Below are 14,285 nucleotides of genomic sequence, written 5' to 3'. Positions count from 1 at the left end.
GCTTTCAGGCCGGGTCCGGGCGGCCGGTCCCGGGTGCGGGGGCGGTGGACGCGGCGGGCTCCAGCCGTACGACCACGGATTTCGAGGCGGGGGTGTTGCTGGTGTCGGCGGTGTGGTCCAGGGGGACCAGGACATTGGTCTCGGGGTAGTAGGCGGCGGCGCAGCCGCGCGCGGTGGGGTAGTACACGATCCGGAAGTCGGCCGCGCGCCGTTCGGTGCCGTCCGTCCATTCGCTGACGAGGTCGGCGTACGAGCCGTCGGCGAGGCCGCGCGCGCGGGCGTCGTCGGGGTGGACGAGGACGACGCGGCGGCCGTTCTTGATGCCCCGGTAACGGTCGTCGAGGCCGTAGATGGTGGTGTTGTACTGGTCGTGGGAGCGGAGGGTCTGCAGGAGCAGCCGGCCTTCGGGCGCCTTGGGGTATTCGACGGGGGCGGCGGTGAAGTTGGCCTTGCCGGTGGCGGTGGGGAAGCGGCGGTCGTCGCGCGGGGCGTGCGGCAGGGCGAAGCCGCCGGGCCGGGCGACCTTGGCGTTGAAGTCCTCGAAGCCGGGGACGACGGCGGCGATGCGGTCGCGGATCGCGCCGTAGTCCTTCTCGAACTCGTCCCAGGGGACGCGGCTTTCGGGGCCGAGGACGCTGCGCGCCAGGCGGCAGACGATGGCGGGCTCGGAGAGCAGGTGGGGGCCGGCGGGCCGCAGCCGGCCGCGGGAGGCGTGGACCATGCCCATGGAGTCCTCGACGGTGACGAACTGGTCGCCGCCGGCCTGGGTGTCGCGCTCGGTGCGGCCGAGGGTGGGGAGGATGAGGGCGCGGGCGCCGGTCACCGTGTGGGAGCGGTTGAGTTTGGTCGAGACGTGGACGGTGAGGCGGGCGCGGCGCATCGCGGCCTCGGTGGCCTCGGTGTCGGGGGTGGCGGAGACGAAGTTGCCGCCCATGGCGAAGAAGACCTTGGCGTCGCCGTCGCGCAGCGCGCGGATGGCCCGTACGACGTCGAGGCCGTGGGCGCGGGGCGGCGCGAAGCCGAACTCCTTCTCCAGGGCGTCGAGGAAGGCGGGGGCCGGCCGTTCGAAGATGCCCATGGTGCGGTCGCCCTGGACGTTGCTGTGGCCGCGTACGGGGCAGACGCCGGCGCCGGGGCGGCCGATGTTGCCGCGCAGCAGGAGGAAGTTGACGACTTCCTGGATGGTGGGGACGGAGTGCTTGTGCTGGGTGAGGCCCATGGCCCAGCAGACGATGGTGCGCCGGGAGTCGAGGACCATGCGCAGCATGCGCTCGATCTCGGTGCGTTCGAGCCCGGTGGCCTCGATGGTCTCGTCCCAGTCGGCGGCGCGGGCGGCTCGGGCGAATTCCTCGAAGCCGTGGGTGTGCGCGTCGATGAACTCCTGGTCGACGGCGCCCTGGGTGTCGAGGATGAGTTTGTTCAGGATGCGGAAGAGGGCCTGGTCGCCGCCGAGGCGGATCTGGAGGAAGAGGTCGGTGAGGGGGGTGCCGTGGCCGGCGAGGCCGCGGGCCTTCTGGGGGTTCTTGAAGCGCTCCAGGCCGGCCTCGGGCAGCGGATTGACCGAGATGATCTTCGCGCCGCCCTGCTTGGCCTTCTCCAGGGCGGAGAGCATGCGCGGGTGGTTGGTGCCGGGGTTCTGCCCGGCGACGATGATCAGGTCCGCCTTGTAGAGGTCTTCGAGGAGGACGCTGCCCTTGCCGACGCCGATGGTCTCCGTGAGCGCGGAGCCGGAGGACTCGTGGCACATGTTGGAGCAGTCGGGCAGGTTGTTGGTGCCGAATTCGCGGGCGAAGAGCTGGTAGAGGAAGGCGGCCTCGTTGCTGGTGCGCCCGGAGGTGTAGAAGACGGCCTCGTCGGGGGAGTCGAGGGCGGTCAGCTCCTCGGCGATGATGTCGAAGGCCCGCTCCCAGGGCACCGGCTCGTAGCGCTCGGCGCCTTCGGCGAGGTACATGGGCTGGGTGAGGCGGCCCTGCTGGCCGAGCCAGTAGCCGCTGCGGGCGGCGAGGTCGGCGACGGGGTGGGCGGCGAAGAAGTCGGGGGTGACGCGGCGCAGCGTCGCTTCCTCGGCGACGGCCTTGGCGCCGTTCTCGCAGAATTCGGCGGTGTGCCGGTGGTCGGGCTCGGGCCAGGCGCAGCCGGGGCAGTCGAATCCGTCCTTCTGGTTGACCTTGAGGAGGGTGAGGGCGGTGCGGCGCACGCCCATCTGCTGCCGGGCCATGAGCAGTGAGTGGGCGACGGCCGGCAGTCCGGCGGCGGAGTGCTGTGGCGCGGTGACGTCGGGCGCGTCCTGTACCGGATCCCCTGCGGGCGGCTTGCCTGCCATGTCGGCTCCCCTTCGGCGGTGTGCCTGCGGCCTTGGTGCTGTTCAGATACTGACACGGGGGACTGACAGCGGCGGTGCCGAGGTCGGGTGCGCGGGGATTGTCAGTGGGTCGTGGCAGGATCGGGGACGTGGCAGCAAAGGCATCGAAGACGAGCGCAACGACCGGCACCGAGGCAGCGGGGGGAGGCCGCCCCCGCCTGCTCCTGATGGACGGGCACTCCATGGCGTACCGGGCGTTCTTCGCGCTGCCCGTGGAGAATTTCACGACCTCGACGGGCCAGCCGACGAACGCGGTGTACGGCTTCGCGTCGATGCTGGCGAACACGCTGCGCGACGAGGCGCCTACGCATTTCGCGGTGGCGTTCGACGTGTCGCGCAAGACGTGGCGGTCCGAGGAGTTCCCCGAGTACAAGGCGAACCGCTCGAAGACCCCGGACGAGTTCAAGGGGCAGGTCGAGCTGATCGGCGAGATGCTCGACGCGATGAGCGCGAAGCGGTTCGCGGTGGAGGGCTTCGAGGCGGACGACGTCATCGCGACGCTCGCGCGGCAGGCGACGGCGGAGGGGTTCGAGGTGTCGATCGTCACGGGCGACCGTGACTCCTTCCAACTCGTCACCGAGGACGTCACGGTGCTGTATCCGACGAAGGGCGTCTCGGAGCTGACGCGCTACACGCCGGAGAAGGTGTTCGAGAAGTACGGGCTCACACCGGAGCAGTACCCGGACTTCGCGGCACTGCGCGGCGACCCGTCGGACAACCTGCCGGGCATTCCGGGGGTGGGCGAGAAGACCGCCGCGAAGTGGATCAACCAGTTCGGTTCGTTCGCCGACCTGGTCGAGCGGGTGGACGAGGTCAAGGGCAAGGCCGGGCAGAACCTCCGCGACCACCTGGAGGCCGTGAAGCTCAACCGGCGGCTGACGGAGATGGTCTTCGACGTGGAGCTGCCGTGCGGGCCGCTGGAGCTGGCCCGCGAGCCGTACGACCGGAAGGCGCTGACGGTCTTCCTGGAGGGCCTGGAGATCCGCAACGCGGGCCTCAGGGACCGGCTGCTGGCGGTGGACCCGGGCGCCGTGGCGGCGGAGGAGGCGGCGCCCGAGGCCGGTGTCGAGCTGGACGGCGCGGTGCTGAGCCCGGGCGGGCTCGCCCCGTGGCTGGCGGAGCACGGCGCGCGGCCGCTGGGGCTGGCGACGGTGCACGCCTGGGCGCTGGGCAGCGGCAGCGTCAGCGAGATCGCGCTGGCCACCGCGCAGGGGCCCGCCGCCTGGTTCGACCCCTCGCAGCTCGACGAGGCGGATGACAAGGCGTTCGCGGCGTGGGTGGCGGACGAGTCCAAGCCGAAGGTGATGCACGACGCGAAGGCCGTGATGCGGGTCTTCGCGGAGCACGGCTGGTCGGTGGCGGGCGTGCGGATGGACACGGCGCTGGCCGCGTATCTCGTCAAGCCGGGCCGCCGCTCCTTCGCCCTGGACGCCCTGTCCGTGGAGTATCTGGGCCGTGAGCTGCCGACGGCGGCGGCCGACAGCGGGCAGCTCGCGTTCGGCGCCGACGAGCAGGCCGAGGCGGACGCGCTGATGGGCCACGCCCGTACGGTCCTCGACCTCGGTGAGGCGTTCACCGGCAGGCTGCGGGAGGTGGGCGCCGCCGAGCTGCTGACGGACATGGAGCTGCCGACGAGCGCGCTGCTGGCCCGGATGGAGCGGGCGGGCATCGCCGCGGACCGGGGCTGGCTGGAGCGGATGGAGCAGCAGTTCGCGGGCGCGGTGCAGCAGGCCGTCCAGGAGGCGCACGCCGCCGCGGGACACGAGTTCAACCTGGGCTCGCCCAAGCAGCTCCAGGAGGTCCTCTTCGGGGAGCTGGCGCTGCCCAGGACGAAGAAGACCAAGACGGGCTACACCACGGACGCGGACGCCCTGGCGTGGCTCGCGGCGCAGACCGAGAACGAACTCCCGGTGATCATGCTGCGCCACCGTGAGCAGTCCAAGCTGCGCTCCACGGTCGAGGGGCTGATCAAGACCATCTCGCCCGGCGGCGGCCGGATCCACACGACGTTCAACCAGACCGTGGCGGCCACCGGCCGGCTCTCGTCCACGGACCCGAACCTGCAGAACATCCCGGTGCGTACGGACGAGGGGCGGGCGATCCGCCGCGGCTTCGTCGTCGGCGAGGGCTACGAGTCCCTGCTGACCGCCGACTACAGCCAGATCGAGCTGCGGGTGATGGCGCACCTCTCCGAGGACGAGGGGCTGCTGGAGGCGTTCACCTCCGGGGAGGACCTGCACACCACGGTCGCCTCGCAGGTCTTCGGCGTCGCCAAGTCCGACGTCGACCCCGAGATGCGCCGCAAGATCAAGGCCATGTCGTACGGGCTGGCGTACGGCCTCTCCGCGTTCGGCCTGTCCCAGCAGCTCGGGATCGCCCCGGACGAGGCGCGCCGGCTGATGGACACGTTCTTCGAGCGGTTCGGCGGGGTGCGGGACTACCTCCAGCGCGTCGTCGAGGAGGCGCGGGCCACGGGGTACACCCAGACGATCCTCGGCCGCCGCCGCTACCTCCCCGATCTGAACAGCGACAACCGCCAGCGCCGCGAGATGGCGGAGCGCATGGCGCTCAACGCGCCGATCCAGGGGACCGCCGCGGACATCGTCAAGATCGCGATGCTCCGGGTGGACGCGGCCCTCGCCGCCGAGGGCCTGGCCTCCCGGATGCTGCTCCAAGTGCACGACGAAATCGTGCTGGAGATCGCCCCGGGCGAGCGGAAGAGCGTCGAGGAGCTGGTCCGTCGCGAGATGTCCCAAGCGGTCGAACTGCGCGCCCCGCTGGACGTGTCGGTGGGCGTCGGGGCCGACTGGGAATCCGCCGCGCACTGACCCGTTCCGGTACGGAATGTGCCGCCCGTATCCCGCTCCGTGAGCGGGGTGCGGGCGGCCGTCGCGGCAGCCCGTCCGGGCCGCGCCGATCCTGTGGCTGAGGGCAGGAAGTTGCCGTAGTGTCACCTGCGTTGACACGCGGGGGAGCGCCGCATCGCCCACGGAGGGGACAGACGGATGGCAGCGAAGTTCGGTCGGCGACTGCGCAGGGGGGCCGCGACGACCGCGGTGGCCGCGGCGGCGATGGCCGCGATGACGGCCTCCCAGGCGCCCGGGTTCGCCGTGCAGCGCACGGACCCCGCCGCGGAGGCGACACCGCCTCCCGGCCCGCCGATCGACGGCGGCTCGCCCTACCACACGGACCTGCCGCCCCTGAACACCCCGACCAAGCCGGGCACTTCGCCCGACCCGTCCTCCGGCACGGGTACGGGCACGGGCTCGCCGGAAGCCGGCATCCCCGCCACCGTCCTGGACGCCTACAAGAGGGCCGAGTCGCACCTGAGCGACGCCAAGCCCGGCTGCCACCTGCCCTGGGAACTGCTGGCCGCGATCGGCAAGGTCGAGTCCGGCCACGCCAACGGCGGCGCCGTCGACGAGGGCGGCACGACCCTGCGGCCGATCCTCGGCCCGGTCCTCGACGGCAAGGGCTTCGCGCTGATCAAGGACACCGACGGCGGGAAGTACGACGGCGACTCGGAGCACGACCGCGCGGTCGGCCCCATGCAGTTCATCCCCTCGACATGGGCGATATGGGGCCGGGACGGCAACGGCGACGGCGTCAAGGACCCCAACAACATCTACGACGCGGCGCTCAGCACGGGCTACTACCTGTGCGGAGTCGGCGGCGATCTGTCGGACGAGGCCAAGATGGATCTCGCGATCCTCGGCTACAACCACTCGACGGAGTATCTGAAGACGGTCCGCACCTGGTTCGACTACTACCGCGAAGGCACGCACGAGGTGCCCGACGGCACCGGCGTGCTGCCCAAGCTCCCGAAGTCCACCCCGGGCGCCGGTACGGGCGGTGGCACGGCCAAGGGCTCCGGCGGCAAGGGCGCCACGAGCCCGCGCCCCTCCGGCACGGGCTCCTCCGGCCCGGGCAAGGGCGCGGGGAGCGGCAAGGGCGGCGCCGGGGGCCACGGCAAGAGCCCCTCGCCCTCGCCCCTCCCGCCGAAGACCGGCCACGGCGGCATCGAGGTGCCGTCCAAGCCCTCGCCCGAGCCCAAGCCCCCGACGACGCCGCCCACGAAGCCCCCGACGACCCCGCCCCCCACGCCCGGACAGCCCGCCGGCCTCGACGCCGTCGGCGCGCGCGAGCTGACGGCCACGGCGGGCGCGGAGTTCACGGCGCGGCCCAAGGTCAAGGCCGAGGACAAGGCGGGCAAGCCGCTCGCCGGGGTGCGCGTCCAATACGAGATCGTCGGCGAGACCAAGGCCCGGTTCCCGGACGACGCCACCCGCGCCACGGTCGTCACCGGCCCCGACGGCACCGCGACCGCCCCGAAGCTCCGCGCGGGCGAGCAGCCCGGCGCGTTCACTGTACGGGCCACCGTCCCCGGGCAGAAGATCGCCGCCGTCGACTTCGCGGCGACCGTCACCGCCCGGCCCGCGCCCACCCCGAAGGCCGACGCGCTGGTGCGTACGGGCACGGGCTCGCTCACCGCCGAGGCGGGCGGCGCCTTCGCCGGGCGCATCGGCGTCAAGGCCACGTACCAGGGCAAGCTCGCGGCGGGCGTGCCCGTGACCGCGACGATGGTCGCCCCGGGCCCGGGGAAGCCGGCGGAGAACGACAAGGGCCCCTACTTCAAGGCGCCCGGGAGCACGGGCGGCAGCACGGGCGGCAAGGGCGCCAAGGCCGGCGCCGACGGCAAGGGCAAGGACACCGCCAAGCCGATCCGTACCCTCTCCGGCCTCAAGACGGACGCGAACGGCGTCCTCACTCTCCCGGAGATCTTCGCCGACGGCCACACCGGCACCTTCCAGCTCCGCCTCACCACCGCGGACGGCGCGGTGCTGACCATCGAGCTGACCGTCACCGCACCCGCGGCCCACTGACCCACCGGGACGCCCCGCCGCCCCGCGCACGTACCCGCCCCTGTGCCGCCCGGATGCGATCCGGGCGGCACAGGGCGGTGCAACGTGTTCTCATCTCGGCTCTCCGTTGCTACGGTGCCCCCGCCCTGACGCCGCATCAGCAACCGGGAGGCCGAGCATGCGCGCACTCATCGCCGCGGCCATCGGACTGGCCGCCGCCCTCGCGCTCGTCCTCGCCATCACCGCCATCGGCATGCCCAGCGGCGAAACCTCCCCCAAACCCCTGCTCACCACCGTCCCCGCACACCCCTGAGGGAGGGCCGCACCGCCATGCGCCGCGCCGTGCCACCCGGGGCCGACCAGGAGCCCCCGCACCACCGGGAAGCCGCACCACCCGGTCCCCCGGCCGAACGCCGCACCCGAGGCGGCGGGATGCGCCGCAGAGCGAGCCTCGTCCTGCTCGCCGCCGCCGTCTTCTGCGCCGCCCTCTCGCCCCTGCTGCGCTGGTACGCCTTCCCGCGGCTCGCGAAGGTCCCGCCCAGCCAGTACCAGTCGGTCGTCATGGAGGCCAAGAACGCCGACCTGATCGACTACAACAAGATGGAGGCCAGAAAGGTCTCCAAGGTCAACATCGTCCAGACCCTCAAGGGCAACGTCGAACAGGCCAAGAAGGTCAAGGACGCCACCGGCCGCGACGTCGTCGTCTGGGACACCCTCAGCTACATCGTCGGCCCCGACGGCAAGATGGTCTCCAGCATCCCCGAACGCTACGTCTTCGACGCCCACAGCCAGGAGCCCGTGCACGCGGGCGGCGAGAGCGTCGACGGCACGCCGGTGCGCCGCGACGGCATCGAGTACAAGTGGCCCTTCCTCACCGAGAAGCGCGACTACCAGTACTTCGACATGCAGACCCGCACCTCCGCGCCCATCCACTACCGGGGCACCCGGACCTTCCACGGCCTGGAGGTCTACTACTTCGAGCAGACCATCCCCTGGACCAAGGTCCCGCTGCCCAAGAAGATGCCGCTGGGCGTCACCCCGGAGGTCGTCAAGCAGACCGGCCTGGAGCGCTGGTACAGCACCAAGCGGATGTTCTGGGTCGACCCCGTCACCGGAGCCCCGGTCAACGGCGAAGAGCTCCACAAAGAGGAGATGCGCTGGATCGGCCACCCCGAGAAGAAGCCGATCACCGCCTTCGCCGGGCATGTGAAGATGCGGCCCGACTACGTCGACTCCACCGTCGACCTCGTCACGTCCCAGCGGGTCCTCGTCCTCCTCCTCACCAGCTACCTCCCCTGGGGCCTCCTCGGACTGGGCTGCCTCCTCCTCACCCTCTCCCTCGTCCTCGAAGCCCGCTCCCGCCGCCCGGGCTCCGGCACCGCCCCGGCCGAGGACCCGGCCCCCGACCCCGAACCCGTCCCCGCCTGATCGGCGACCCCGTCCCCGTCTGATCGGCGCCCCATGCCCGCCTGCTCGACGCCGCGCGTCCGGCCGGCGACGTGAATCCCGCGCGTGGCGCCGGGCAGGGGTCAGCGCCGCGCGTTCGTACGCCGCGTCGGCACGGCGGCCGCCGGATCCTCGGGCCAGGGGTGTCTGGGGTAGCGGCCCCGCAACTCGGCCCGCACGGAGCGGTATCCGTCCTTCCAGAAGGACGCCAGATCGGCGGTGACGGCCGCCGGGCGGCCGGCCGGCGACAGCAGATGCACGAGCAGGGGCACCCGGCCGCCCGCGACCCGCGGCGCCTCCTGCCAGCCGAAGAGCTCCTGCAACTTCACCGCCAGCACCGGCTGATCACCCCCGTAGTCCACGCGGACGCGCGAACCGCTCGGCACCTCGATCCGCTCGGGGGCCAGTTCGTCGAGGCGAACGGCGTCCCCCGACGCCCACGGCAGCAGCCGGGCGAGCGCCTTCCCCGCGTCCACCCGCTCCACGTCGGACCGCTTCCGCGCACGATCGAGCTCGTCCCCCAACCAGTCGTCGACCCGGTCCAGCAGCGCCGCGTCGCCCACGTCCGGCCACGGCGCGCCCAACTGGCGGTGCAGAAAGGCCAGTCGCTCGCGCAGCGCGGTCCCCTCGGCCGTCCAGCGCAGCAGCCCCAGCCCCTCCCGCCGCAACCCGTCCAGCAGCGCCGCCCGTATGCGCGCGGGGTCCGGCCCCGGCAACGGCCGCGCCCCCAGCTCGATCGCCCCCAGCCGCTCCACCCGGCGGGCCACGACATCCCGCCGCTCCTCGTCCCAGCCGACCTCCTCGCTCTCCGAGAGCAGCGCCGCGGCGGCGGTACTGGCCGTGTGCTCGTCGATCACGGCGGCGAGCCGCACCCGCGCGGACGCCGCCGCCACCGGCCGGTCGGCGACGGCCACCGCGAGCCACGCCGCGCTGCGCGTCCGCGACCCGTCCCCGAGCTCCGCGCCGGTCCCCGACGCCATCACATACGCGCCCGAACCCCGAGCCCGAGCCACCCGCTCCGGAAACGCCAGCGCCGCCACGAGCCCGGCGGCCACGTCATCGGTGGCGAGCCCGGTGTCCCCACCGGAACCCGAGCCCCCGGTGACGCCCGCGCGGACCCCGGCGCCCGTACCCGCGTCGACGCCCGTACGGGCCCCGCCGCCCCTACGCGCGCTCGTGTCCGTACGGGCGCCGCGGCCCGCACCCGCTGATCCGGGGTCCCCGGCCGTGTCCGCCGCCCCCGGGCCCGGGCCGGGCCCCTCCGGCGGGTCGGACGGCGACGGCCTGTCGCGGAGAGCGCCTTCCAGGCGGCGCGCCTCCGTGCGCCAGCGCGCGCCGTAGCCGTCGCCGCCCCGGCGGGCGGCCCGCCAGGCGCCCGCGAGGTCGTCGCCGTACTCTCGGGGCGGTTCCTCGCTCAAGAGGGCCACGACCTCCGCGGCCCGGCGCGCGCCGATCTCCGGCGCGCCGTCCAGGAGGGCCCGCGCGAGCCGGGGATGGAGCCCCAGCCGGGCCATCCGGACGCCCCGCCGCGTGGCCCGGCCGTCCGCCCCCACGGCGCCGATGGCGCCCAGCACCTCCCGGGCGGCGGCCAGCGCGCCCGCCGGGGGCGGGTCGAGCAGGGCGAGACCCGACGCGTCCGGATCGCCCCAGCAGGCGGCCTGCAGGGCGAACGCCGTCAGGTCCGCCACCGTGATCTCCGGGGCGGGGAAGCGCGGCAGCCGCGCGTCGTCCGCCTCCGCCCAGCAGCGGTAGACGGTGCCCGGCGCCTCGCGCCCCGCCCGGCCGGCCCGCTGGCGCGCGGCGGCACGGGAGGCCCGTACGGTCGTGAGCGCGCTCAGCCCGCGCGCGTGATCCGTACGGGGCTCGCGGGCCAGCCCGGAGTCCACCACGACCCGCACCCCCGGCACCGTGAGGCTCGACTCCGCGACCGAGGTCGCCAGCACCACCCGCCGCCCGGCCCCGCCCGCGAGAACGGCGTCCTGCACGGCGGCCGGGGCGCGGCCGTGCACCTGCGCCACCTCCGCGCCGAGCGCTTCCGCGCCGCCCAGCAGGCCGGCGACCCGCCCGATCTCACCGACGCCCGGCAGGAAGCACAGCACGTCCCCGTCCCGTTCGCGCAGCGCCCGGCGCACCACCGCGGCGACGTGCTCCAGCAGAGCCGGGTCCACCCGCATGCCGTGCGGCGGACGCACGGGGCGCGGCGGCGGGGCCCAGACGGTCTCCACGGGATGGGAGACGCCCTCCGCCGTCACCACAGGGGCGCCGCCGAACAGCCGGGCCCAGCCCTCGGCGTCGGTCGTCGCCGAAGCCGCCACCAGGCGCAGCTCGGGCCGGAGGGCGGCCCGTACGTCCAGCAGGAAGGCGGCGGTGGTGTCGGCGTCCAGATGCCGTTCATGGCACTCGTCGAGCACCACGGCGTCGACGTCCGCCAACTCCTGGTCCCGTTGCAGCCGTTGCAACAGCACACCCGTCGTCACCACCTCGACGACGGTGCGCCGCCCCGCCCGGCGCTCGCCCCGCACGGTGAACCCGACCCGCTCGCCGACGCTCTCGCCCAGCAGCCACGCCATCCGGCGGGCGGCGGCCCGGGCCGCGATCCGGCGCGGCTCGGCGACGATCACCCGGCGCGCGGGCCCGCCGCCGACCAGCCCGGCGAGCACCAGCGGCACGAGGGTCGTCTTGCCCGTGCCGGGCGGCGCGCAGAGCACCGCCACCCCGTGCCCGTCCAGGGCCTCGGTCAGGGCGGGCACGACGGTGCGTACGGGCAGTCGGTCGATCGCGTCAGTCCGGATGGTCACCCGTTCATCTTCGCAGCGCGTCCGCGCGGCGCAGGAGCCCTGTGGACAACCGCCCGGACCCTCCTGTGGACAACCCTCCGCACCGCCCGGAAGGGCTCCCCGGTCGCGTACGGCCGGATCAGTCGCGCTCGCAGATGAAAATGGCCGTGCCGGGGATGAGGTTGCCGCGCAGCGGGGACCAGCCGCCCCATTCCTGGTCGTTCCACGCCGGCCACTCCGGCTCGACGAGGTCGACCAGGCGGAAGCCGCCGGCCACCACGTCCCGTACCCGGTCGCCCAGCGTCCGGTGGTGTTCCACGTAGACGGCGCGGCCGTGCTCGTCCTGTTCGACGTAGGGGGTGCGGTCGAAGTACGAGGCGGCGACGGAGAGCCCCTCGGGGCCGGGCTCGTCGGGGAACGCCCATCGGACGGGGTGGGTGACGGAGAAGACCCAGCGGCCCCCGGGCCGCAGCACTCGCCGCACCTCACGCATCACGCGTACCGGGTCGGAGACGAAGGGGACGGCGCCGTAGGCCGAGCAGGCGAGGTCGAACGTCTCGTCGGCGAAGGGCAGGGCCCCGGCGTCGGCCTCCACCACGGGGAACGCGGAGCCGATGCGCAGCGCGTGCTGCAACTGGCGGTGCGAGAGGTCGAGCGCGACCGGGCGCGCGCCCTGCGCCGCCAGCCAGCGGGAGCACTGGGCCGCGCCCGCGCCGATCTCCAGGACGTCGCGGCCTTTCAGGTCTGCGGCCGGGCCGAGCAGCGCGGCCTCGGCCTCGTCGAGCCCCTCCGGGCCCCACACGAAGCGGTCGTCGCCGAGGAACCCGCCGTGCTCCCGCTGGTACTCGTCGGCGTTGCGGTCCCACCAGCCCCGGCTGGCCCGGCTGCTCTCGGTCGCTCCGGCGGTGCGCCGGACGGCCTCCGGCTCCTGTTCTTGGATCATCGTGACGCCCGTCGTACCCTTCGTTCGGGCCGGTGGCGCGGAGCGCGGCACGACCCTTGTGGCCTCGCTGAACATGGGTTGTGCCAGGTATGGGATGTTCTGTCCTGGGTGTGCGCCTTCGCGCATTGACCGTGCCCGGCTGCCCCCGTATGCTACAAGTTGCGCTGCGGGCCTGCGCACCTCAGACGGAGCAGGTCGCGCTCGCACTTGTTGTATGTCCCCTCGGTTGTCGAGGCGCTTCCGGTTCTCCGGAAGGTGCGCTTCTAAGGCTGTCCGGCTTCGGCAGTGCGATACCGGCTCACGGCGTAGCAGTACCTACGACTCACTGTCCGTACCGGAGCCCTTTCCCACATGACGAGCAGCACCGAGACCACCGCCACCACCCCGCAGGTTGCGGTCAACGACATCGGTAACGAGGAAGCCTTCCTCGCCGCGATCGACGAGACGATCAAGTACTTCAACGACGGCGACATCGTCGACGGCGTCATCGTGAAGGTCGACCGGGACGAGGTCCTGCTCGACATCGGTTACAAGACCGAAGGCGTCATCCCTTCCCGCGAGCTCTCGATCAAGCACGACGTCGACCCGAACGAGGTCGTCAAGGTCGGCGATGAGATCGAGGCCCTGGTTCTCCAGAAGGAGGACAAGGAAGGTCGGCTCATCCTGTCCAAGAAGCGCGCTCAGTACGAGCGTGCCTGGGGCACGATCGAGAAGATCAAGGAAGAGGACGGGATCGTCACCGGTACCGTCATCGAGGTCGTCAAGGGTGGTCTCATCCTCGACATCGGCCTCCGCGGCTTCCTGCCCGCGTCTCTCGTCGAGATGCGCCGCGTCCGCGACCTCCAGCCCTACGTGGGCAAGGAGCTCGAAGCCAAGATCATCGAGCTGGACAAGAACCGCAACAACGTGGTCCTGTCCCGCCGTGCCTGGCTGGAGCAGACCCAGAGCGAGGTCCGTCAGACCTTCCTCACGACCCTGCAGAAGGGCCAGGTCCGCTCCGGCGTCGTCTCCTCGATCGTCAACTTCGGCGCGTTCGTGGACCTCGGCGGCGTCGACGGTCTGGTGCACGTCTCCGAGCTCTCCTGGAAGCACATCGACCACCCCTCCGAGGTCGTCGAGGTCGGTCAGGAAGTCACCGTCGAGGTCCTCGACGTGGACATGGACCGCGAGCGCGTGTCCCTGTCCCTCAAGGCGACGCAGGAAGACCCGTGGCAGCAGTTCGCCCGGACCCACCAGATCGGTCAGGTCGTCCCGGGTAAGGTCACCAAGCTCGTTCCGTTCGGTGCGTTCGTCCGCGTCGACGAGGGCATCGAGGGCCTGGTCCACATCTCCGAGCTGGCCGAGCGCCACGTGGAGATCCCGGAGCAGGTCGTCCAGGTCAACGACGAGATCTTCGTCAAGGTCATCGACATCGACCTGGAGCGCCGCCGCATCAGCCTCTCGCTGAAGCAGGCCAACGAGTCCTTCGGCGCCGACCCGTCCGTGGTCGAGTTCGACCCGACCCTGTACGGCATGGCCGCGTCCTACGACGACCAGGGCAACTACATCTACCCCGAGGGCTTCGACCCCGAGGCCAACGACTGGCTTGAGGGCTACGAGCAGCAGCGTGAGGCCTGGGAGACCCAGTACGCCGAGGCGCAGCAGCGCTTCGAGCAGCACCAGGCTCAGGTCATCAAGTCCCGCGAGGCCGACGAGCAGGCCGCGGCCGAGGGTGCCGCGGCTCCCGCCGCCGGTGCCGGCACGGGCGGCGGCAACGCCTCCGGTGGCTCGTACTCCTCGGAGTCGGCGGACAACTCCGGCGCCCTGGCGTCGGACGAGGCCCTGGCCGCGCTCCGTGAGAAGCTGGCCGGCGGCCAGAGCTGACGCTCCGCTCCACGGTCGGTAGTCGTAGCTGA

8 protein-coding genes are annotated in these 14,285 nt (G+C 72.8%); 5 read left to right on the top strand and 3 right to left on the bottom strand.

The window, feature by feature from the left end; genetic code table 11:
• Positions 1-4: 4 nt before the first annotated feature.
• Positions 5-2,323: an FdhF/YdeP family oxidoreductase gene (locus IF55_RS31175; RefSeq protein WP_030888110.1), complete on the bottom strand. Its 2,319-nt coding sequence runs from the start codon at positions 2,321-2,323 to the stop codon at positions 5-7.
• Positions 2,324-2,529: 206 nt separating this feature from the next.
• Between IF55_RS31175 and polA the strand changes: the two genes are divergently transcribed.
• The 4 genes from polA to pgfA all read left to right on the top strand — a co-directional run bounded on the left by polA (position 2,530) and on the right by pgfA (position 8,652).
• On the top strand, positions 2,530-5,190 hold the full coding sequence (polA, locus tag IF55_RS31170; protein WP_211270063.1) for a DNA polymerase I: 2,661 nt from the start codon (positions 2,530-2,532) through the stop codon (positions 5,188-5,190).
• Positions 5,191-5,367: 177 nt separating this feature from the next.
• Positions 5,368-7,245: a lytic transglycosylase domain-containing protein gene (locus IF55_RS31165; protein ID WP_030888105.1), complete on the top strand. Its 1,878-nt coding sequence runs from the start codon at positions 5,368-5,370 to the stop codon at positions 7,243-7,245.
• Positions 7,246-7,402: 157 nt separating this feature from the next.
• A complete protein-coding gene (locus tag IF55_RS38915) occupies positions 7,403-7,537 on the top strand; it encodes an SPW_0924 family protein (RefSeq protein WP_106980508.1) in 135 nt (44 codons plus the stop codon).
• A 119-nt stretch (positions 7,538-7,656) separates the two neighbouring features.
• Positions 7,657-8,652 carry a cell envelope lipid trafficking protein PgfA gene (pgfA, locus tag IF55_RS31160; protein ID WP_030888102.1) on the top strand — a complete coding sequence of 332 codons (996 nt, stop codon included), beginning with the start codon at positions 7,657-7,659 and terminating at the stop codon, positions 8,650-8,652.
• Positions 8,653-8,753: 101 nt separating this feature from the next.
• On the opposite strand, the gene IF55_RS31155 is transcribed toward pgfA, so the two are convergent.
• Entirely contained in the window at positions 8,754-11,468 is a 2,715-nt protein-coding gene (locus tag IF55_RS31155; RefSeq protein ID WP_063764075.1) for an ATP-dependent RNA helicase, read from the bottom strand.
• 118 nt (positions 11,469-11,586) lie between these two features.
• Positions 11,587-12,390: a class I SAM-dependent methyltransferase gene (locus IF55_RS31150; RefSeq protein WP_030888096.1), complete on the bottom strand. Its 804-nt coding sequence runs from the start codon at positions 12,388-12,390 to the stop codon at positions 11,587-11,589.
• A 351-nt stretch (positions 12,391-12,741) separates the two neighbouring features.
• Between IF55_RS31150 and rpsA the strand changes: the two genes are divergently transcribed.
• Entirely contained in the window at positions 12,742-14,253 is a 1,512-nt protein-coding gene (gene rpsA / locus IF55_RS31145; RefSeq protein WP_030888093.1) for a 30S ribosomal protein S1, read from the top strand.
• Positions 14,254-14,285 lie beyond the last annotated feature (32 nt).

Source organism: Streptomyces varsoviensis (assembly GCF_000718635.1).
Taxonomy (GTDB): Bacteria; Actinomycetota; Actinomycetes; order Streptomycetales; family Streptomycetaceae; genus Streptomyces; species Streptomyces varsoviensis.
Note: the sequence above shows the minus strand (reverse complement) of the source record. Positions and strands in the feature narration are given on the sequence as shown.

Bases quoted from the DNA above. Each gene is read 5' to 3' on its own strand.
- IF55_RS38915 (WP_106980508.1), top strand. From the start codon at position 7,403: ATGCGCGCACTCATCGCCGCGGCCATCGGACTGGCCGCCGCCCTCGCG.
- polA (WP_211270063.1), top strand. From the start codon at position 2,530: ATGGACGGGCACTCCATGGCGTACCGGGCGTTCTTCGCGCTGCCCGTG.
- IF55_RS31175 (WP_030888110.1), bottom strand. From the start codon at position 2,323: ATGGCAGGCAAGCCGCCCGCAGGGGATCCGGTACAGGACGCGCCCGAC.
- IF55_RS31165 (WP_030888105.1), top strand. From the start codon at position 5,368: ATGGCAGCGAAGTTCGGTCGGCGACTGCGCAGGGGGGCCGCGACGACC.
- IF55_RS31150 (WP_030888096.1), bottom strand. From the start codon at position 12,390: ATGATCCAAGAACAGGAGCCGGAGGCCGTCCGGCGCACCGCCGGAGCG.
- rpsA (WP_030888093.1), top strand. From the start codon at position 12,742: ATGACGAGCAGCACCGAGACCACCGCCACCACCCCGCAGGTTGCGGTC.
- pgfA (WP_030888102.1), top strand. From the start codon at position 7,657: ATGCGCCGCAGAGCGAGCCTCGTCCTGCTCGCCGCCGCCGTCTTCTGC.